Origin of the sequence: Streptomyces sp. NPDC002566 (genome assembly GCF_042889585.1) — a bacterium.
In the GTDB taxonomy this organism is placed as follows: domain Bacteria; phylum Actinomycetota; class Actinomycetes; order Streptomycetales; family Streptomycetaceae; genus Streptomyces.
On the sequence record NZ_JBIARD010000005.1, the window covers coordinates 393,184 to 412,422 of the forward strand.

Below are 19,239 nucleotides of genomic sequence, written 5' to 3' on the forward strand. Positions count from 1 at the left end.
AGCCTGTGCCGCTAGCATCCGCGTGACCAGCTTGGGAAACCTCAGCGACCGCCCCGCCCGTAGATCGCATCGAGGGGGCCAGGGGTTCAAATCCCCTCAGGTCCACGCAGCATGGGAGCCCGTTCCTGATATCAGGAACGGGCTCCTTGCCATATGTGCTGCGGCGCCATGTGCCCGCCGTCACGCGGCCGGTGTCATCCGCCCGTCCCCACGCGGCCGGTCACATCCGCCCGCCCTCACGCGGCCGGTCACGCCTGCCCGTCCTCACGCGGCCGGTCACGCCTGCCCGTCCTCACGTGGCCGCGCATCTGCCCGTCCTCACGTGGGCAATTGCTCCGTCCGCCCTCACCCCGCCGGTCGGTGTCGCAAGGTCCATGCCGTCGGGATCAGGGTCGCCGTCAGTGCGAGCACGGCGCAGGCGGCTGTCGTCCAGGCCAGGGCCGGCCACGGGACGACCACGGTCACCGGTGCCGTCAGCAGGTGCAGGGCCGCCGCCATTCCGGCGAGGTTGACCGCCGTCACCGCCAGGCCCAGCACCGCGCCCAGGCCGACCACCGTCAGCGCCTCCGCTGCGGCCAGTCGCAGCACCTGGCCGCCCGTCGCCCCGGCCAGCCGCAGCGCTGCCGTCACCCGGCCCCGCTCCCCGGCCGCCATGGCCAGGGTGTTGGCGAGGAACAGCCCGGTGTACAGGAGCGCGATGCCGAGGACGAGGAACGTCCCGAGCCTGGTCCTCGAGTCGGTACGGGGTTCCGCGTCGGCCACCCACTGCGCCCCGCTCGACACCCGGACCCCGTCGACCGCCCGCAGCCCGGCCGCGACCGCCCCCGCGTCGGCGCCCGGCCGCACCCGCACGTCGACCCGGTCCACGCCCGCCCCGCCCGCGTTGGCCGCCGTCACGTACACGCCGTTGTCACCCGTGCCGGTGGCCAGCACGGCGGCGATCCGCAGCGACCTCGGCGTGCCGTCCCCGAGCCACACCCGCACCGTCTCTCCCACCCGGTGCTCGGCCCACTCCTCGTTGACGACGATCGAGGCGTCGTCCAGGTCCGCGAGCCGCCCGGCCGTCACCGGAAGCCGTGCCGTCGTGGCGAGCAGCCCCGGGTCGACGGCCCGCGCCTCGGACGCGATCAGCGCCACCCCGTCCTCCAGCGTGTACACGGCAGTCCCGGCGGTGGGGGACGCCACCGCACCGGGCACCCGGCCAAGTGCCGCCGTGTCCAAGGGCGTTCCGGTGTCCGAGGTCACCACGAAGTCGGCCGTCGTGCGCTCCCGCACCTCCGCCGCCCGCGCCCCGTTCAGCGTGGCCGTCGCGCCCAGCAGCGAGCCGGCGAGGGCCACCGTGACCAGGACCGGCGCGGCGACGGCGGCGGTGCGCCGGACCCCGGCGACCGCGTGCGCCCGCACCAGCATGCCCGTCGTCCCCGGCAACCGGGGCGTCAGCGGCCGTACGACGGCGGGCGCCAGCAGCGCCACCGCCGTGATCAGCAGCATCGGACGGCTGATGTACGTCTTGCGGTGCAGCAGTTCACCCGGCTCGCTCAGCAGCGTGTACGCCGCCGCCGCCCCGGCCGCCAGCAGCAGCGCCGTACCGCACAGCCGCCGCGCCCGGGTCAGCGCCCGCCCGTCCGCCGACGCCTCGCGCAGCGCCTGTGCGGGAGCGGTCCGCCCGGCCCGCCACGACGCGGCGACCGCGCCCGCGACGGCGACCACGAGGCCCGTCCAGAAGGCCAGATGGTACGGCCAGACAGCCCCGCCGATCGTGTACCAGCGCGGTGCGAGGCCGCCGTCGACGACCGCCTCGCCCAGCCACGGCGCCCCGTACGCCCCCAGCGCGCACCCCGTCGCCGAGGCGAGCACGCCCACCGCCAGCGCCTCCGCCAGCACCGTCCGCCGCACCTGCGCCGGGGTGGCGCCGGCGGTCCGCAGCAGGCCGAACTCCCGGCGCCGCCGCTCCACCGCGAAGGCGAACGTGGAGGCCACGACGAACACCGACACGAAGGCCGTCACCCCGCCCGCCGTGCCGAACAGCGCGTTCAGCGCGGTGAGCGCCTCGGCGGCGCGGCCGGGATCGGCGTCGGCCAGCCGCCGCTCGTCCCCGGTGAGCACCCGGGCACCGCTGCCCGCGACCGCCGCCCGCACGGCCGCCGCATCCGCCTCGACCACCAACTGCTGCGACAGGGGCGAGAGCTGTGCCGCCCGAGCGTCGGTGTAGAACACGGCGTCCTCGAAGCCGAGCCCGCGCACGGTCCCCACCACCCGTTCACCCCCGCTCAACCGCGCGCCCACAGCAGCCCATTCGCCCGAGACCACGACCTCGCCGTCCGTGCGTGGAGCACGACCCGCGCTCAACTCGTAGGAGGCGAACCGCGCGACGGACCAGGGGTGCCCGACCAGGCCGGCCGGCCCGCCCGCCGCCCGCACCGGGAAGGAGCGGTCCTCGGTGACCGGCCCCAGCGCCCGCAATGCGGCCACGACCGCGTCCGGCACCGCTCGCGGACTCGCCAACTGTGCCGTCCGCGCCCCGTTCGGCGTGTCCACCCGCAGGGTGTCCTGCCCCCGCACCACCGCCGGAGCCCCCGCGAACCGCTCCGGCGACCGCACCGGCGCCTTGGTCGACGCGGCCAGCGCCTGCCCCATCACGGCCAGCAGTCCGACCCCCACCGCCAAGGCGACGAAACTGCCCACGAAGGACGCCCAGCGGGCACGCAACGTGCACCATGCGACACTCAGCACGAGGCGCCCTCCAACGAGTCGTCGTCCGAGCGGACTTGTGCGCCCCGTCCGCCGCCGCCCTCCAGCCCCGCCATCCGGGCCGCGATCGACTCCGCGTCCGCGCCCGCCAGTTCGCCGTGCACCCGCCCGTCGACCAGGAAGACCACCCGGTCCGCGTACGAGGCGGCCACCGGGTCATGGGTCACCATCACCACCGTCTGGCCCTCGCCGTCGACCATGCCGCGCAACAGCGTCAGCACCTCGCGGCCCGTCGTCGAGTCCAGCGCCCCCGTCGGCTCGTCCCCGAACAGCACCTCGGGCCGGGTGATCAGCGCCCGCGCCAGCGCCACCCGCTGCTGCTGGCCGCCGGACAGCTCACCGGGCCGGTGCCCGCCGCGCTCGCCCAGCCCGACCTGCCGCAGCGCCTCACGCACCCGCGCCTTCGACGGACGGCGGCCCGCCAGCCGCAGCGGCAACGCCACGTTCTGCTCGGCGGTCAGCGCCGGCAGCAGGTTGAACGCCTGGAACACGAACCCGATCCACTCGCGCCGCAACAGCGTCAGCCGCCGCTCGCTCAGCCCGGTCAGCTCCGTCCCGCCGATCCGCACCGACCCCGAGTCGGGCCGGTCAAGACCGGCCGCGCACTGCAGCAACGTCGACTTGCCCGACCCGGACGGCCCCATCACGGCGGTGAAGGAACCCCGGGGCAGAGCCAGGCTGACGCCGTCGAGGGCGGTCACCCCGGCGCTCGTGGACCCGTACCTCCGCCGTAAAGCGGTCAGTTGGACGGCGTGCTCGGTCATCTCGGCCCGTACTCCCCTCGGTCGGCATGTCGGCGGCGCCACGAAGCCCCGCGGGACCGCCTGTCGGGTCCAGACAACCGTGCGGCGGCACTCCCGGTCGCTGGGGCAGACGCGAGAGTCGGGGTAGGGCCAGGCATACCCCCGGACCCCCCGCCGGCCCCATGGCCCGACGCCCCCACCCCCTCCTACGGTGATCCGCATGACCCCCCGAGCCCCCCACGCCCCCCGAACCGCGCCCGCCGCGCCGGCGTCCGTGTGGCAGGCCCTCGCCCGCCCGCGCTACCTGCTGTCGCCATGGCCCTGGCGCGCCGCCGCCTATCTGCTGGCGGGGACGCTGACCGGGGCGCTGCTCCTCCTGGGCCTGGTGGCCTGGGCGGCCGCCGGCGGAGTCCTCGCGATCGGCCTCGTCGGACTGCCCCTCCTCGCCGCCCTGCCCCTCGCCGGGCTGCCCGTGGCCGCCCTGGAGCGGCGAAGACTGCGGCTGATCGGCCCCGGCGACGACCCGGCCGAGGGCGATCCGCACGCCGAACCGCCCGCCCCCGGCCTGCGCAGCTGGCTCACCACCAGGCTGCGCGAGACCGCCACCTGGCGCGAACTCGGCCACGCGCTCCTCACCGCGGGCCTGCTCTGGCCGGCCGAGGCGCTGCTGCTCACGACGGCCCTGGCCGCGCCCCTCGCGATGATCGCCACCCCGCTGCTGATGGCGACGGCCGGCGAGGGCCGGGAGACGAAGGTGCTGAAGGCGTGGACGGTCACCGACTGGCCGACCGCCTGGGCCGCCGCCGCGCTCGGCGTCCTGCTGCTGGCCGCCGGCGGCTACGCACTCGGCGTCGCCGCCGGCGCCCGGGCCGCCCTCACCCGGCTGCTCATCACCCCGGACGACGACGACCAGCGCGCCAGAGTCGTCGAACTGACCCGCTCCCGCGCCCGGTTGGTGGACGCCTTCGAGACGGAACGCCGCCGCGTCGAACGCGACCTGCACGACGGCGCCCAACAGCGCCTCGTCGCCCTCACCATGAGCCTCGGCCTGGCCCGCCTCGACGCCCCGCCCGGCGGCCCCCTCGCCGAACAGCTCGCCCGCGCGCACGAGGAGGCGGGCGCCGCCCTCGCCGAACTGCGCGAACTCATCCACGGCATCCACCCCAAGGTCCTCGCCGACTACGGGCTGGAGGCCGCCGTCGCCGACGCCGCCGACCGCTCGCCCGTCCCGGTCGACGTGGACCTCACGCTGCCCCAGCGGCTGCCGCGGCCCGTCGAGAGCGCCGCCTACTTCGTGGTCCGCGAAGCGCTCGCCAACGTCGCCCGGCACAGCGGGGCGGGCCGTGCGCGGGTGGGCGGCGGGCACCGCGACGGCCGGCTCTCGCTGGAGGTGGAGGACGACGGCCACGGCGGCGCGGACGCGGCCCACGGCACGGGACTCACCGGTCTCGCCGACCGGGTCTCGGTCCTCGATGGAAGACTGACGCTGACCAGCCCGCCCGGCGGGCCCACCCTGCTGCGTGTGGAGATCCCTTGCGAGCCGACGGAACCGGCCTGCGCGTAGTCCTCGCCGAGGACAGCGTCCTGCTGCGCGACGGACTGACGACGCTCCTCACCCGCTTCGGCCACGAGGTCGTCGCGGCCGTCGGCGACGCCCCGGCCCTGCTCGCGGCGGTCGCCGCCGACACCCCCGACATCGTCGTCACCGACGTGCGGATGCCGCCCGCCTTCCAGGACGAGGGCCTGCACGCAGCCGTCCGCCTGCGCGCCGAGCGCCCCGCGCTGCCGGTGCTCGTCCTCAGCCAGTACGTCCAGCGCGCCTACGCCGCCGAACTCCTCGACTCCGGCGACGGCACCGGCGTCGGCTACCTCCTCAAGGACCGCGTCGGCCAGGTCGAGGAGTTCGTGGACGCCCTGCGGGAGGTCGCCGCCGGCGGCACCGTCGTCGACCCCGAGGTCGTCCGCCAACTGCTGCGCCGCCGCCGGGACCCGCTGGCCCGCCTCACCCCGCGCGAGCGTGAGGTGCTGGCGCTGGTGGCGGAGGGCAAGTCCAACGGGGCGATCGCGCGCACCCTGGTCGTCTCCGAGGCCGCCGTCGGCAAGCACATCGGCGCCATCCTCACGAAGCTGGACCTGCCCCCGGCGGACGACACGCACCGCCGGGTGCTGGCGGTCCTCGCCTACCTCAGAAGCTGATGCGGCGTCAGGAAGCCTCGCTTCCCAGCGGCTTGGCGTAGCAGCGGCTGGCCTCGTGGAACCGGTAGTAGCCGAACTTGGCGCACGGCTCGTACCCGCTGGACGTGTACAGACCGATCGCCTCGGGCTGCTGCGTACCGGTCTCCAGCACCATGCGGCGCCGGCCGGCCGCACGGGCGTCATCCTCCAGCGCGCTCAGGACGCGGCGCGCCAGACCCAGCCCGCGCATCTCCCGGATCACGAACATCCGCTTGAGCTCGGCGTCGCCGTCCTCGTTGCCCTCGCCGTTGTGGTCCTGGCTGCGCCAGCCGCCCGTGGCCACGGGACGCCCCAGCGCGTCGTAGACGATGAGGTAGACCCCGCGCGGCGGCTGGAAGTCGGCCGGCTCCAACAAGGTGGCGTCGCCGCCGTCGCCGTAGCGCTCGTGGTACTCGGCCTGGACCTCGTCGTTCAGCTTGACGGCGTCGGGATGGTCGAAGGGGACGCGGCGTATGTCCATGCTAGTCAAGGTCGTCTGTGCATTCTCTGCGGGAGGTGGAAACCGGACTGCGTCCAGTGTGCCGGTATCGTGCCCGGGTGCTGACCGTGACCTCCGTGAACGTGAATGGGCTGCGGGCCGCCGCGAAGAAGGGCTTCGTGGAGTGGCTCGCCGACACCTCCGCCGACGTGCTGTGCCTCCAGGAGGTGCGCGCCGAGGCGAAGCAGCTGCCCGACGAGGTCCGCGCCCCCGAGGGCTGGTACGTCACCCACGCCCCCGCCGCCGCCAAGGGCCGCGCCGGCGTCTCCCTCTACACCCGGCGTGAGCCCGACGCCGTCCGCATCGGCTTCGGCTCGGCCGAGTTCGACACCGCCGGCCGCTACGTCGAGGCCGACCTGCCCGGCGTCACGGTCGCCTCCCTCTACCTCCCGTCCGGCGAGGTCGGCACCGACCGCCAGGACGAGAAGGTCCGCTTCATGGACGAGTTCCTCGCCCACCTCAAGGACCTGCGCGAACGCGCCGCCGCCGACGGCCGCGAGGTCCTGGTCTGCGGCGACTGGAACATCGCCCACCAGCAGGCCGACCTGAAGAACTGGCGCGCCAACCAGAAGAACTCCGGCTTCCTGCCGGAGGAACGGGAGTGGCTCACGCAGGTCCTCACCCCGGAAGCGGGCGGCTACGTCGACGTCGTACGGGCACTGCACCCGGACGTGGAGGGCCCGTACACGTGGTGGTCATACAGGGGGCGGGCCTTCGAGCGGGACACAGGATGGAGGATCGACCTCCATGTGGCCACGCCGCGTCTCGCCGACAAGGCTCTCAAGGGCTTCGTCGAGCGCGCGGCCACCCACGAAGAGCGCTGGTCGGACCACGCGCCGGTGACGGTGGTCTACGACCTCTGACGGTCGGTGACGTTGCTCTACGACCTCTGACGGTCGACCGCCTTCACGCCTCGCCCGCGGCGGACCGCTCAAGCTCCTGCAGTCGACGGTCCAGCGCCAGGGACAGCTCCGCCTCCACCACGCTTCGGGCCATGGGGCGGAGTCTGGGCAGGTCGTCCTCGGTGGCGTGGTGCAGGACGAGGTCGGTGAAGAGGTCGGCCAGGGCGTCGGCGTGTTCGCGGACGCGGGCGCCCGCGGCGAGGACCGCGGCGAGCGGGATGCCCTCGCGGACCAGGGCGGTGGAGACGTCGAGCAGGCGCCGGCTGATGTGGACGATCTCGTCGCCGTCGGTGCCGAGGTAGCCGAGGTCGAGGGCGGCGGCGAGGTTCTCCGGGGTGGCCTGGCCCTCGAAGCGGGCGGCGAGCTCCTCCGGGGTGAGGCGGACCGGTTCCTCCTCGGTGGGGCCGCTGACGCCGAGCAGGTCGGCCACGTCCCGGCCGTGGTCGAGGGCGTCGGCGAGTTCGGCGATGCCGTTGAGGGTGTGGCCGCGGTCCAGCAGCGCCGCGATGGTGCGCAGCCGGGCCAGATGGCGGTCGTCGTACCAGGCGATGCGGCCCTCGCGGCGGGGTGGCGCGAGCAGTTTGCGCTCGCGGTAGAAGCGCAGGGTGCGCACGGTGATGCCGGCCTCCCTGGCCAGCTCCTGCGTCCGGTACTCCCTCTTGTCCGCCACGCCGGAAGCCTATGTCGTGGCGCCGGTGCCCGCGGCCGCGGCCGCTGATGTGAAACGTCCCCCGCGCGGCCCCTACCCATCGGTACGCCGCTGCTCTACGCTCCCACTGCGCCAGTGTTCACTGGCAAGGTCGCGTTGAGGCGGGAGGCGTCGGGATGACCGAGCACGTCCATGTGCGGGTGGCGGTGATCGGATCGGGGTTCGGCGGACTCGGGGCGGCCGTGCGGCTGCGCCGGGAGGGGATCACCGACTTCGTCGTGCTGGAGCGGGCCGGCGGCGTCGGCGGGACCTGGCGGGACAACAGCTACCCCGGGTGCGCCTGCGACGTTCCCTCCCACCTCTACTCGTTCTCCTTCGCGCCCAACCCCGAGTGGCCGCGCACCTTCTCCGGGCAGGAGCACATCCGCGCCTACCTGGAGCACGTCACCGACACCTACGGTCTCCGCCCCCATCTGCGCTTCGACTCCGAGGTCAAGCGGATGACGTGGGACGCGGAGCGGCTGCGGTGGGACATCGAGACGGCGAGCGGCGCGCTCTCGGCCGACGTGGTGGTCTCCGCGACCGGCCCGCTGTCCGACCCGAAGATCCCCGACATCCCCGGCCTCGACTCCTTCCCCGGCAAGGTCTTCCACTCCGCCCGCTGGGACCACGACTACGACCTGGCCGGCAAGCGCGTCGCCATGGTCGGCACCGGGGCGTCCGCCGTCCAGATCGTGCCGGCGATCCAGCCGGTGGTGGACCGCCTCACCCTCTTCCAGCGGACCCCGCCGTGGGTGATGCCCCGCATGGACCGGGGGATCACCGGCGCCGAGCGCTGGCTGCACAGGCGGCTGCCCTTCACCGCGCGGGCCCGGCGCGGGCTGCTGTGGGGCATCCGGGAGCTCCAGGTGCAGGCCTTCACCAAGCACCCGAACGAGCTCGGCTTCGTCGAGCGGCTGGCCCGCGGCAACATGGCGCGCGCTGTGAAGGACCCGGCGCTGCGCGCCAGGCTCACCCCCGACTACCGCATCGGCTGCAAGCGGATCCTGCTCTCCAGCGAGTACTATCCGGCGCTCACCCGCCCGAACGTCGACCTGGTGGCCGCAGGGCTGCGCGAGGTCCGCGGGTCCACGCTGGTCGCCGCCGACGGCAGCGAGGCGGAGGCCGACGCGATCGTCTTCGGCACCGGCTTCCACGTCACCGACATGCCGATCGCCGACCGGGTCGTCGGTGCGGACGGGCGGACGCTCGCCGAGAGCTGGAAGGGCGGCATGGAGGCCCTGCGGGGCGCGAGCGCCGCCGGCTTCCCCAACTGGATGACGATCATCGGGCCCAACACCGGCCTCGGGAACTCCTCCATGATCCTCATGATCGAGTCCCAGTTGAACTACATGGCGGACTTCCTGCGTCAGTTGGACGTCCTCGGCGGTCCGGGCGTGCGCGCCGCGCTCGACGCCCGGCCGAGCGCCGTGCACGCCTGGAACCGGCGGGTGCAGGACCGGATGCGGCGCACGGTGTGGAACACGGGCGGCTGCACCAGCTGGTACCTGGACGCCGAGGGTCGCAACACCACGATCTGGCCGGGGACGACGAGCGAGTTCCGCCGGGCGACGCGTCGGGTGGACCTCGCGGAGTACGAGGTGCTGCGGACGTCGTCGGTGCCGGGCCAGGGCAAGGGCGCGGACGCCGGTGCGGCGGAGGTGACCGCGTGAGCGTGACGGACGCCGTTCTCGCCGAACTCTACGATCCGCCCGCCCCCTCCCGTGTCCTGACCGTCCGCTCCGCCGACGGCGCCATCCTCCATGTGGAGGTGCACGGCCCCGACGATGGCACGGCAGGCGCTCCCGCCGTGGTCCTCGCCCACGGGTGGACGTGTTCCACCGCGTTCTGGGCGGCTCAGATTCGTGCCCTCCGCACCGACCACAAGGTGATCGCCTACGACCAGCGTGGCCACGGCCGTACCCCGGCGAGCCCCGCGTGCAGCACGGACGCCCTCGCCGACGACCTCGAAGCCGTCCTGGAGGCCACCCTCGCGCCCGGTGAGCGGGCAGTCGTCGCCGGGCACTCCATGGGCGGCATGACGGTCATGGCGGCCTCCGCCCGCCCCGCGTTCCGGGCCCACGCGGCGGCCGTCCTGCTGTGCAGCACGGGCAGTTCGCGGCTGGTCGCCGAGTCGACCGTGCTGCCGCTGCGGCCCGGGCGGCTGCGGACGTGGCTGACCGGGCACATCCTCGGCTCGCGGGCGCCGCTCGGCCCGGTCACGCCGGTCGCGCGGCGCGTCCTCAAGTACACGACGATGGGCGCCGGTTCGGCCCCGCACATGGTGGAGGCGTGCGCCAGGATCGTGCACGCCTGCCCGCGGCGGGTGCGGTACTCCTGGTCGAACGTCCTGGACCTGCTCGATCTGGACCATGCGGTACGGGAGTTGAGGGTGCCGACGGCCGTGGTGGCGGGCACCGCGGACAGGCTGACGCCGCCGGTGCACGCACGCCGGCTCGCCGAGGCGCTGCCGGACTGCGCGGGCCTGACCGAACTGCCCGGTGTCGGCCACATGACGCCGGTCGAGTCCCCGGACGTGGTGACCGCCAGGATCCGCGAACTGGTCGCGGCGTACGTCACGCACTCCGCGCAGGAAACTCAAGAGCAGCAGGATCTCAAGGAGGGCGCATGACCAGGGTCGGTCTCGAAGGGCAGGTCGTGGTGGTCACCGGGGCCGCCCGCGGGGTGGGTGAGCTCCTCGCCCGCAAGCTGTCGGCGCGCGGGGCGAGCATCGCGCTGGTGGGGCTGGAGCCGGACGCGCTCAAGCAGGTCGCGGAGCGGCTGCACGGGGACAGCGCCCACTGGTACGCCGACGTCACCGACCACGAGGCGATGGTCCGGGTCGCCGCGGAGGTGAAGGAGCGGTTCGGCAAGGTGGACGTGGTGGTCGCCAACGCGGGCGTCGCCACCGGCGGTCCCTTCGCCGACTCAGACCCGGAGTCCTGGCGCCGGGTCATCGAGGTGAACCTCGTCGGCTCGGCGGTCACCGCCCGCGCCTTCCTGCCGCTGCTGACGGAGAGCCGCGGCTATCTGCTGCAGATCGCCTCGCTCGCCGCGATCACCCCGGCGCCGATGATGTCGGCGTACTGCGCGTCGAAGTCGGGTGTGGAGGCGTACGCGCACTGTCTGCGGGCCGAGGTGGGCCCCAAGGGCGTGCGGGTGGGGGTGGGTTACCTGTCCTGGACCGACACCGACATGGTGCGCGGGGCCGACCAGGACGAGGTGATGCGGGAGTTGAGGCAGCGGCTGCCGTGGCCGGCGAACAAGACGTACCCGCTGGGTCCGGCCGTCGACCGGCTCGTCGCCGGCATCGAGCGTCGCTCGGCCCATGTGTACGGGCAGGGGTGGCTGCGCGCGATGCAGGGGGTGCGCGGCTACCTGCCCGGGATCATCGGGACGGTGGGCCAGCGGGAGATGAAGCGGTTCGCCGGGCGGCTCCAGAGCGTGCGGACGGGCCTGGTGGGAGCGGGCGGGGCGGCCGACGAGCAGGCCCGGGCTGGGCGTATCACGCACCGTAGTTGATCGAAATGCGAGCGTTGTCCTCCCGTGTGAATCTGGTCGAGGCCCGATCAAGGGCCGTTCCCCCTCACCCTCCACGGGAGTGAACCCACATGGGTATGAAGGACAAGATGAAGGACCAGGCCGAGCAGTGGCAGAACCAGGCCAAGGAGAAGATGGACCAGGCCAAGGAGCAGGGTCAGCAGCGCGGCCGTCAGCGTGACCGCGAGGAGGACCCGCAGCGCACGCAGCGCGAGCGTGAGGAGCGGGACCGGTTCGACCGGGACGAGTTCGAGGTCTGACCGAGCGTCACGGACCGGACTCCTCGGCGGTTCCGGGTCGTTCGACGGCCCGCCGCTGAACGGAAGGGGCGCCCTCTCGGGGGCGCCCCTTTCGCCGTTCTCATGGGCGTGGCGGCAGCTTCGGGCGGGAGCGGTCGGGGATGTCGCGGCGGTCCGGGGGCGAGGCCGGCGGGTTGGTCTCCAGGAGGTCCAGGGCGAGGCGTACGGCGTCGTCGAGTTGGGCGTAGCGGCCTTCCGCCCAGTCCAGGGGCGTGCGCAGGGCCTCCAGGTCGGGGGCGACGCCGTGGTTCTCGACGGACCAGCCGTAGGCGTCGAACCAGGCCGCGTTCATGGGCACGGTGATGACCGTGCCGTCGCCGAGCCGGTGCCGGCCGGTCATGCCGACGACGCCGCCCCAGGTGCGCTGGCCCACCACGGGTCCGAGGCCGAGCAGTTTGAACGCGGCGGTGATCATGTCGCCGTCGGAGGAGGTGGCCTCGTCGGCGAGCGCGACCACCGGCCCGCGGGGCGCGTCGGACGCGTACGACACCGGCTGCGCGTCGCGGGTCAGGTCCCAGCCGATGATCGTGCGGGTGAGTTTCTCCACCACCAGTTCGCTGATGTGCCCGCCCGCGTTGCCGCGCACGTCCACCAGCAGGGCGGGGCGGGACATCTCCATGCGCAGGTCGCGGTTGAACTGGGCCCAGCCGGAGCCGCCCATGTCGGGGATGTGCAGGTACCCGCACCGGCCGCCGCTCAACTCCCTTACGACTTGGCGTCGTTTGGCCACCCAGTCCTGGTAGCGCAGCGGCCGTTCGTCGACGAGGGGCACGACGGCCACCCGCCGGGGCTGCTGTTCGCGGCCCCCGGCCGGTGTGAACGTCAGCTCCACCGTGGAGCCGCCCGCTCCCGCGAGCAGGGGGTACGGGCCTGTCACCGGGTCCACCGGGCGGCCGTCCACATGGGTGAGCAGGGCGCCCTCCCGGATGCCGGTGCCGGCCAGGGGGGAGCGGGCCTTGGAGTCGGAGGAGTCGCCGGGGAGGATCCGGGCGACCGCCCAACCGGGCTCGCTCCGCACGAGGTTGGTCCCCAGCAGGCCCTGCCGGCGCTGGTAGTGCGGCGGGCCCTCGTTGCGGCGGGCGGCGGTGACGTAGGCGTGGGAGGTGCCCAGTTCGCCCAGCACCTCGCGGAGCAGATCGGCGAACTCGTCGGGGGAGGCGACCCGTTCGACCAGCGGCCGGTACTGGTCCAGCACCGCGTCCCAGTCGATCCCGCACATGCCCGGGTCCCAGAAGTAGGCGCGGATCAGCCGGCCGGCCTCCTCGTAGGCCTGCCGCCACTCCGCGCCGGGGTCGACCTCGTGCAGGATGCGGCGCAGATCGATCCAGACCGTGGTGTCGGGGTCGCCGGACTCCGTGGACGGCGTCGCCCGCAGCTCGCCCTCGTCGACCACGACCAGCCGGGAGCCGTCGCCGCTCACCGCGAACCAGTCGAGGTGGCCCACGAGTTCGGACTTCTTGGCCTTGCCGATGGTGAAGTGCTCCAGAGTCGGCCGCCCGCTGGTGTCGTCGGGGTTGGCGAAGGTCTCGCCCAGCGCGCCCGAGATCGGCCAGCGCAGCCACACCAGTCCGCCGCCCGCGACCGGGTGCAGCGCCGAGTACTTGGACGCGGGCACGGGGAACGGCGTCACGCGGTTCGCCAGGCCCTCGACCTCGACGGTGACCGTTCCGTCGCCGCCCTCGTCGTCCTCCAGCGGGTCCAGCCCTCCCGCGGCCGGCCGGCCCTCCGGGTTCAGCGCGAAGGGGGAGGGGGTGGCCGAGGACAGGGGCACCAGGTAGGGGCGGCAGCCCAGCGGGAAGGACAGGTCGCCGGTGTGCACGTCGTAGACGGGGTCGAAGCCGCGCCAGGACAGGAACGCGAGGTAGCGGCCGTCCCGGGTGAAGACGGGGTTCTCGTCCTCGAACCGTCCGTCGGTCACGTCGACGATCAGCCGCTCGCCCTTCGCGGGGCCGGTGACGCGCGCCATCCTGATCTGCCGCAGGGACCGCCCGATCCCCGGGTGCGACCAGGTCAGCCAGGCCCCGTCCGGGGAGAACGCGAGGTCGCGCACGGGCCCGTTGACCGAGCGGACGAGTTCGGTGACGGTGCCGTCGGCCCGGTCCTCGTCGGAATCCCCGGCGGAGTTCTCGGCAGAGCCCTCGCCCGTCTCGAGGAGCAGCAGCCGCCCGTCGTGGGAGGCGAGGGCGAGGCGTTCGCCGTCCGGGTCGGCGACCATCTCCAGCACCCGCCCCAGCCGCCCGGAGGCGAGCCGCCTCGGTGCGCGGTCCCCGCTGGCGCGCGGGAGGTGGGCGATCTCGACGGCGTCCTCGCCCTCGGCGTCGGTCACATAGGCGACCCGTCCGCTCGAACCGAGCATCTCCGGGAGGCGGACCCGTACGCCGGGCGTGTCGGTGATGGTGCGCGCGGGTCCGTCGCGGTGGGTGAGCCAGTACAGGCTGCCGCGCACCACCACGGCGCTGGCCCGCCCGGTCTCGTCCACGGAGATGCCGTCCACGTGCTGGGCCGCCGGGATCTGGTACGGCCGCCGGCCCGCGCGCGGGCCGCAGAGCCGTACGTCGAGCCGGTGCGGCTCGGAGTCGGCGGACAGGTCGTCGACCGTCCACAGGTCCCCGGCGCACTGGTAGACGACCCGCGTGCCGTCGCTCGCGGCGTGCCGGGCGTAGAAGGCGTCGTGGTCGGTGTGCCGGCGCAGGTCGGAGCCGTCGTGGGCGCAGGAGTAGAGGTTGCCGACGCCCTCGTGGTCGGAGAGGAAGGCGACGCGCCCGCCGACGAGCATCGGGGAGTGCAGGTGTCCGCCGAGGCCGGGCAGCAGTCGTCGCCCGTTCAGCCAGAGCCGGCCCGTGGCCCCGCCCCGGTAGCGCTTCCAGGAGGCCGGCTCGTGCGGCGGGGTGCCGGTGAGCAGCAGGGTGTCGCGTTCGCCGTCGGCGCCGGCGGACTGGAGGTCGGTGACGGGTCCCCAGGGCAGTTTGCGGCCGGGGTCGCCGTCGGGGGAGACCTTGTAGGCCCAGGTGAAGTGCGAGAAGGGCTGGCCGTGGGAGGCGACGGCGAGGATGTCGGCGGCGCCGTCCCGGTCCGGGGGCGTCCAGCCGCAGACCCGGGTGTCGGGGCTTCCCCAGTACGTCAGCCGCCGTCCCGGGCCGCCGTCCACCGCGGCGAGGTGGATCTCGGGCGCCAGGCTGCGCCAGCTCGTGTACGCGATGTGGCGGCCGTCGGGCGAGAAGCGGGGGTGACCGGCCTTGGCGCGGTCCACGGTGAGCCGCCAGGCACGGCCCGGTGCGTCGAGGGGGGCCAGCCAGAGGTCGTCCTCGGCGACGAAGCACAGGAGGTCGCCGCTGAGGTGCGGCAGGCGCAGATAGGTCACCTCCCCATGCTTTTCCTCCGGATGGACCAGGGCAACTCGTACAAAAGGGGGCGGGTGGAGGAGGATGTCCCGGACGTGACCCACGACACGAACGAAACCGTTTCGTTTCGCAGAGCGATTGCGCTACTCTCGTCCTGTACGAAACGGTGTCGTTTCGGAGCTTGCTCCGGAAGCGGCGCCCGGAGCGGAAGGAGGCGGAGGGCGAGATGACGCAGACCATGAATGTGCGACGCAGTCGGATCACCCCCGAGCGTGCGGCCGAGCTCTACGAGGCCGTGCTCGACCTGCTCCGCGAGGTCGGCTACGACGCCCTCACCATGGACGCCGTCGCCGCCCGCACCCGGTCCAGCAAGGCCACGCTCTACCGCCAGTGGGGCGGCAAGGCCGAGCTGGTCGTCATGGCGCTGCGGCACGACAAGCCGGGGCCGGCCGACGAGATCGACACCGGCTCCCTGCGGGGCGACCTGCACACGCTGGTGACCCGCGAGGACGACTGCGCCATGGAGCGCAACACCGCGCTGATGCGGGGCGTCGCCATGGCGATCCACAACGACGCCGAGCTGCGCCAGGTGTTCCGCGAGCAACTGGTCGAACCGGAGATGGCCGCCTTCGGGCGCGTCCTGCAGCGGGCCGTCGACCGGGGCGAGATCCGCGCGGACTGTCCCGCGCTGGACTTCCTCATCCCCATGCTGGTCGGGGCGTTCGCCACCCGCGCACTCCTCGACGACCAGCCGCCCACCCAGGCCTACCTCAAGTCGTACATGGACGCCGTGGTCCTCCCCGCCCTCGGCGTGCCCCCTCTCTGATCCCCTTCGGCGACCGTCCCCACGGTCCGCCTCACCACCCTGACGCCACCGCTCACGTCGTCGGGACGATCACCCCTGCACGCCCGCCGGGTTGATCACCCCTGCCCTCGGGCCCGCACCGGAACTCCGGCCGCGCCCACCGCACACGACCTGACCGGGAGAACGCCTCCGTGGCCATGTTCCTCAGCAAACTCGGACGGCTCGCCTTCAGGCGACGCCACTTCGTCGCCCTGATATGGGTGGCCCTGCTGACGCTCGCGGGCGTCGGCGCCGCCTCCGCGCCCGCCGCGGGCAACACCTCCTTCTCCATCCCGGGAACGGAAGCGCAGAAGGCTTTCGACCTGCTGGAACAGCGCTTCCCCGGAATGAGCGCCGACGGCGCCACCGCCCGCGTCGTCTTCAAGGCCCCCGACGGCCGGAAGATGACCGACCCCGCCGAGAAGGCCGTCGTCGAGAAGACCGTCCGGGACCTGTCCGACGGCTCCGAGGTCGCCTCCGTCGCCGACCCCTACAAGACGCACGCCGTCAGCAAGAACGGCGCCGTCGCGTACGCCTCCGTGAAGTACGACGTCTCCGGCATGGAGCTGGAGGAGTCCTCGCGCGAGCAGCTGAAGGACGCCGCGAAGAAGGCCCAGGAAGCCGGCCTGACCGTCGAGATCGGCGGCGACGCCCTCCAGGCCGCCCCCGAGACCGGCGCCACCGAGGTCATCGGCCTCGCCGTCGCCGCCGTCGTCCTCGTCATCACCTTCGGCTCCCTGATCGCGGCGGGCATGCCCCTGCTGACGGCGGTCATCGGCGTCGGCATCGGCGTCTCCACGATCACCGCGCTGGCCTCGACGCTGGACCTCGGCTCCACGACCTCCACCCTGGCCTCGATGATCGGCCTCGCCGTCGGCATCGACTACGCGCTCTTCATCGTCTCCCGCTACCGAGGCGAGCTCGCCGAGGGCCGCTCCCGCGAGGACGCGGCCGGCCGCGCCGTCGGCACTGCGGGCTCCGCGGTCGTCTTCGCCGGACTGACCGTCGTCATCGCCCTCGTCGGCCTCTCCGTCGTCAACATCCCGATGCTGACGAAGATGGGCGTCGCGGCGGCGGGCACGGTCGCCGTCGCCGTCCTCATCGCCCTCACGATGATCCCGGCGCTCCTCGGCTACGCCGGCCGCAAGGTGCGCCCGGCGGGCGAGAAGAGCCGGCTGCTCGGCGGGGGCCGCGCCCAGTCCGCCGAGAAGGCCGCGAAGCCCAACATGGGCACCCGCTGGGCGAGTTTCGTGGTCCGCCGCCCCGTCGCCGTCCTCCTCCTCGGCGTGATCGGCCTCGGCGCCGCCGCCGTACCGGCCGCCTCACTCGAACTGGGCCTGCCCGACGACGGCTCCCAGCCCACCTCCACCACCCAGCGCCGCGCCTACGACCTGCTCTCCGAGGGCTTCGGCCCCGGTTTCAACGGCCCGCTGCTGATGGTCGTCGACGCCAAGGGCAGCGACGACCCCAAGAAGGTGTTCACCGACGTCGGCGACCAGGTGGAGAAGCTCGACGGCGTCGCCACGGTCACCCCGGCCGCGCCCAACAAGGCCGGCGACACCGCGACCATCACCGTCATCCCCGACTCCAAGCCCTCCTCGGTCACGACGGAGAACCTGGTCCACGCCATCCGGGACTCGGGCGAGCGGATTAAGGCCGACAAGGGCGCCGAGGTCCTGGTCACCGGCTCCACGGCCATGAACATCGACATCTCGCAGAAGATGAACGACGCGCTGATCCCGTACCTGATCCTGGTCGTGGGACTGGCGTTCCTCCTGCTGATCGTGGTCTTCCGCTCGATCCTCGTCCCGCTGAAGGCGGCCCTCGGCTTCCTGCTCAGCGTCCTGGCCGCGCTCGGCGCCGTCGTCGCGGTGTTCCAGTGGGGCTGGCTGTCCGGCCTGATGGGCGTCGAGGAGACCGGACCGGTCATGTCGATGATGCCGATCTTCATGGTCGGCGTGGTCTTCGGCCTCGCGATGGACTACGAGGTCTTCCTCGTGACCCGTATGCGCGAGGCGTACGTCCACGGCGAGAGCCCCGCCCAGGCCGTCGTCACCGGCTTCCGTCACGGCGCCCGCGTGGTCACCGCCGCCGCGGTGATCATGATGGCGGTGTTCGCCGGCTTCATCGGCTCGTCCGAGGCGATGGTCAAGATGATCGGCTTCGGCCTGGCGATCGCCGTCTTCTTCGACGCGTTCGTCGTCCGCATGGCTATCGTCCCCGCGGTGCTGGCCCTGCTCGGCAAGAAGGCCTGGTGGCTGCCCAGGTGGCTGGACCGCGCCCTGCCCGACGTGGACATCGAGGGCGAGGCCCTGCGCGCCGAGGACGACCCGCGGGACGAGGACCGCGAACTGGCCCGCGCCTGACGGCGAAACGAACGCGGCACGCCGGCGGCCTCAAGCACGGGGCGCGGCGTGCCGACGTGATCGGCAGTGGATCGTGCGCGGCGGGCGCCGCACACGGCGTCAACGAAGCGGAATGCTGTGACCCACTTTCGGGTGACGGTCTCCGGCCGCAAGGGCCGTCAAAGGCTCAACCAAGGGCACCGCGTTCATTCAGTGCATGGATGGACATTGCATCTGTCTGTCACCGGAATATGGACGATCGGTAACACAGTGCGCGGTCGATCCCACACGCTCCGAAATCGGTGGTCAGCTGTGCGTGCCGCAGCCGAACGGGCCGCGGCCCGCACCACGCAAGGAGACCTGGTGACTGTTTCGACCGTTTCCGCCCGCCGTCTGGCCGCCGCCTCCCTCGCGGCCGCCGCCCTGCTCGGCGCGGCAGCGCTGCCGGCGACCGCAGCCGACCGCTTCCCGAACCGGCCGCCGGTGGAGATCAGTGACGTGCAGTACGACGCGCCCGGCCACGACCGGCGCGCCAACCACTCGCTGAACAAGGAGTGGGTGGAGCTCAAGAACAACACCCGGCACGTGATCAACCTCCGGGGCTGGACGCTGACCGACGAGGACGGCGACCGGTACACCTTCCGCAACTACCGCCTCGCCCCCCGCGCCACCGTCCGCGTCCACACGGGCGAGGGCCGCGACACCCTCGGCGACGTGTTCCAGGACCGCAGCCGCCACATCTGGGACAACCGCTCCGACACGGCCACCCTGCGCGACGACCAGGGCCGCGTCATCGACCGCGAGTCGTGGAACGAGCGCCGCCACCACGGCGGCTACCGCCACCACGGCGAGCGCCACCACGACGGCTACCGCCACCACGGCGAGCGCCACCACGGCGGCGACCGTCACCACGGCGGCGACCGCGGCTGACGCCCAGCCACGCACGGACAGCGGCGGGGGGGGCCCCCCCCCCCCGGGGGGGCGCCCCCCCCGGGGGGGGGGCCCGGGGGGGGGGGGGGGGCCGAACGAACCGGGGGCCACGCGCGCGGGGTCCGGGCGGTTCCCGTGCCGAT

At 73.5% G+C, this 19,239-nt stretch carries 15 protein-coding genes; 10 read left to right on the top strand and 5 right to left on the bottom strand.

The window, feature by feature from the left end; translation table 11 throughout:
• Nucleotides 1-345 precede the first annotated feature (345 nt).
• Nucleotides 346-2,733, bottom strand: coding sequence for an FtsX-like permease family protein (locus ACFYXA_RS23340; RefSeq protein ID WP_389035874.1), 2,388 nt, complete (start codon nucleotides 2,731-2,733; stop codon nucleotides 346-348).
• On the bottom strand, nucleotides 2,727-3,515 hold the full coding sequence (locus tag ACFYXA_RS23345) for an ABC transporter ATP-binding protein (protein WP_389035877.1): 789 nt from the start codon (nucleotides 3,513-3,515) through the stop codon (nucleotides 2,727-2,729). Before ACFYXA_RS23345 ends, ACFYXA_RS23340 begins: the two co-directional genes overlap by 7 nt.
• Nucleotides 3,516-3,714: 199 nt before the next feature.
• Between ACFYXA_RS23345 and ACFYXA_RS23350 the strand changes: the two genes are divergently transcribed.
• Entirely contained in the window at nucleotides 3,715-5,058 is a 1,344-nt protein-coding gene (locus ACFYXA_RS23350) for a sensor domain-containing protein (RefSeq protein ID WP_389035881.1), read from the top strand.
• Nucleotides 5,028-5,690, top strand: coding sequence for a response regulator (locus ACFYXA_RS23355; RefSeq protein WP_389035884.1), 663 nt, complete (start codon nucleotides 5,028-5,030; stop codon nucleotides 5,688-5,690). The genes ACFYXA_RS23350 and ACFYXA_RS23355 overlap by 31 nt, the downstream gene beginning before the upstream one ends.
• A gap of 7 nt (nucleotides 5,691-5,697) precedes the next feature.
• Here ACFYXA_RS23355 and ACFYXA_RS23360 read toward each other — a convergent pair whose 3' ends face one another.
• A complete protein-coding gene (locus ACFYXA_RS23360) occupies nucleotides 5,698-6,189 on the bottom strand; it encodes a GNAT family N-acetyltransferase (RefSeq protein ID WP_389035887.1) in 492 nt (163 codons plus the stop codon).
• 77 nt (nucleotides 6,190-6,266) lie between these two features.
• Between ACFYXA_RS23360 and ACFYXA_RS23365 the strand changes: the two genes are divergently transcribed.
• Nucleotides 6,267-7,070 (top strand): exodeoxyribonuclease III, encoded by an 804-nt coding sequence (locus ACFYXA_RS23365; RefSeq protein ID WP_389035890.1) that lies wholly within the window; start codon nucleotides 6,267-6,269, stop codon nucleotides 7,068-7,070.
• Nucleotides 7,071-7,113: 43 nt separating this feature from the next.
• Here ACFYXA_RS23365 and ACFYXA_RS23370 read toward each other — a convergent pair whose 3' ends face one another.
• Entirely contained in the window at nucleotides 7,114-7,779 is a 666-nt protein-coding gene (locus ACFYXA_RS23370; protein ID WP_389035893.1) for a MerR family transcriptional regulator, read from the bottom strand.
• Nucleotides 7,780-7,934: 155 nt separating this feature from the next.
• Here ACFYXA_RS23370 and ACFYXA_RS23375 point away from each other — a divergent pair, with 155 nt between their 5' ends.
• From ACFYXA_RS23375 to ACFYXA_RS23390, 4 genes are all read left to right on the top strand, one after another.
• Nucleotides 7,935-9,470, top strand: a complete 1,536-nt coding sequence (locus ACFYXA_RS23375; RefSeq protein ID WP_389035896.1) for a flavin-containing monooxygenase — start codon at nucleotides 7,935-7,937, stop codon at nucleotides 9,468-9,470.
• On the top strand, nucleotides 9,467-10,429 hold the full coding sequence (locus ACFYXA_RS23380; RefSeq protein WP_389035899.1) for an alpha/beta fold hydrolase: 963 nt from the start codon (nucleotides 9,467-9,469) through the stop codon (nucleotides 10,427-10,429). The genes ACFYXA_RS23375 and ACFYXA_RS23380 overlap by 4 nt, the downstream gene beginning before the upstream one ends.
• A complete protein-coding gene (locus tag ACFYXA_RS23385) occupies nucleotides 10,426-11,319 on the top strand; it encodes an SDR family oxidoreductase (protein WP_352246390.1) in 894 nt (297 codons plus the stop codon). Before ACFYXA_RS23380 ends, ACFYXA_RS23385 begins: the two co-directional genes overlap by 4 nt.
• Nucleotides 11,320-11,408: 89 nt before the next feature.
• Nucleotides 11,409-11,597, top strand: coding sequence for a hypothetical protein (locus ACFYXA_RS23390; protein ID WP_351091338.1), 189 nt, complete (start codon nucleotides 11,409-11,411; stop codon nucleotides 11,595-11,597).
• Nucleotides 11,598-11,697: 100 nt separating this feature from the next.
• Here the strand turns inward: ACFYXA_RS23390 and ACFYXA_RS23395 are convergent, their stop codons facing one another.
• Nucleotides 11,698-14,997 (bottom strand): S41 family peptidase, encoded by a 3,300-nt coding sequence (locus ACFYXA_RS23395; protein ID WP_389035903.1) that lies wholly within the window; start codon nucleotides 14,995-14,997, stop codon nucleotides 11,698-11,700.
• A 206-nt stretch (nucleotides 14,998-15,203) separates the two neighbouring features.
• Here ACFYXA_RS23395 and ACFYXA_RS23400 point away from each other — a divergent pair, with 206 nt between their 5' ends.
• From ACFYXA_RS23400 to ACFYXA_RS23410, 3 genes are all read left to right on the top strand, one after another.
• Nucleotides 15,204-15,803, top strand: a complete 600-nt coding sequence (locus ACFYXA_RS23400; protein ID WP_389035906.1) for a TetR/AcrR family transcriptional regulator — start codon at nucleotides 15,204-15,206, stop codon at nucleotides 15,801-15,803.
• 170 nt (nucleotides 15,804-15,973) lie between these two features.
• Complete coding sequence (locus ACFYXA_RS23405) at nucleotides 15,974-18,187, top strand: MMPL family transporter (RefSeq protein WP_389035909.1); 2,214 nt, start codon at nucleotides 15,974-15,976, stop codon at nucleotides 18,185-18,187.
• A gap of 342 nt (nucleotides 18,188-18,529) precedes the next feature.
• Complete coding sequence (locus ACFYXA_RS23410) at nucleotides 18,530-19,096, top strand: lamin tail domain-containing protein (RefSeq protein ID WP_352246386.1); 567 nt, start codon at nucleotides 18,530-18,532, stop codon at nucleotides 19,094-19,096.
• Nucleotides 19,097-19,239: the final 143 nt, after the last annotated feature.

What these genes read in the sequence shown, in the direction of transcription:
- ACFYXA_RS23345 (WP_389035877.1), bottom strand. Translation starts at nt 3,515, where the DNA reads ATGACCGAGCACGCCGTCCAACTGACCGCTTTACGGCGGAGGTACGGG.
- ACFYXA_RS23350 (WP_389035881.1), top strand. Translation starts at nt 3,715, where the DNA reads ATGACCCCCCGAGCCCCCCACGCCCCCCGAACCGCGCCCGCCGCGCCG.
- ACFYXA_RS23360 (WP_389035887.1), bottom strand. Translation starts at nt 6,189, where the DNA reads ATGGACATACGCCGCGTCCCCTTCGACCATCCCGACGCCGTCAAGCTG.
- ACFYXA_RS23375 (WP_389035896.1), top strand. Translation starts at nt 7,935, where the DNA reads ATGACCGAGCACGTCCATGTGCGGGTGGCGGTGATCGGATCGGGGTTC.
- ACFYXA_RS23385 (WP_352246390.1), top strand. Translation starts at nt 10,426, where the DNA reads ATGACCAGGGTCGGTCTCGAAGGGCAGGTCGTGGTGGTCACCGGGGCC.
- ACFYXA_RS23390 (WP_351091338.1), top strand. Translation starts at nt 11,409, where the DNA reads ATGGGTATGAAGGACAAGATGAAGGACCAGGCCGAGCAGTGGCAGAAC.
- ACFYXA_RS23400 (WP_389035906.1), top strand. Translation starts at nt 15,204, where the DNA reads ATGACGCAGACCATGAATGTGCGACGCAGTCGGATCACCCCCGAGCGT.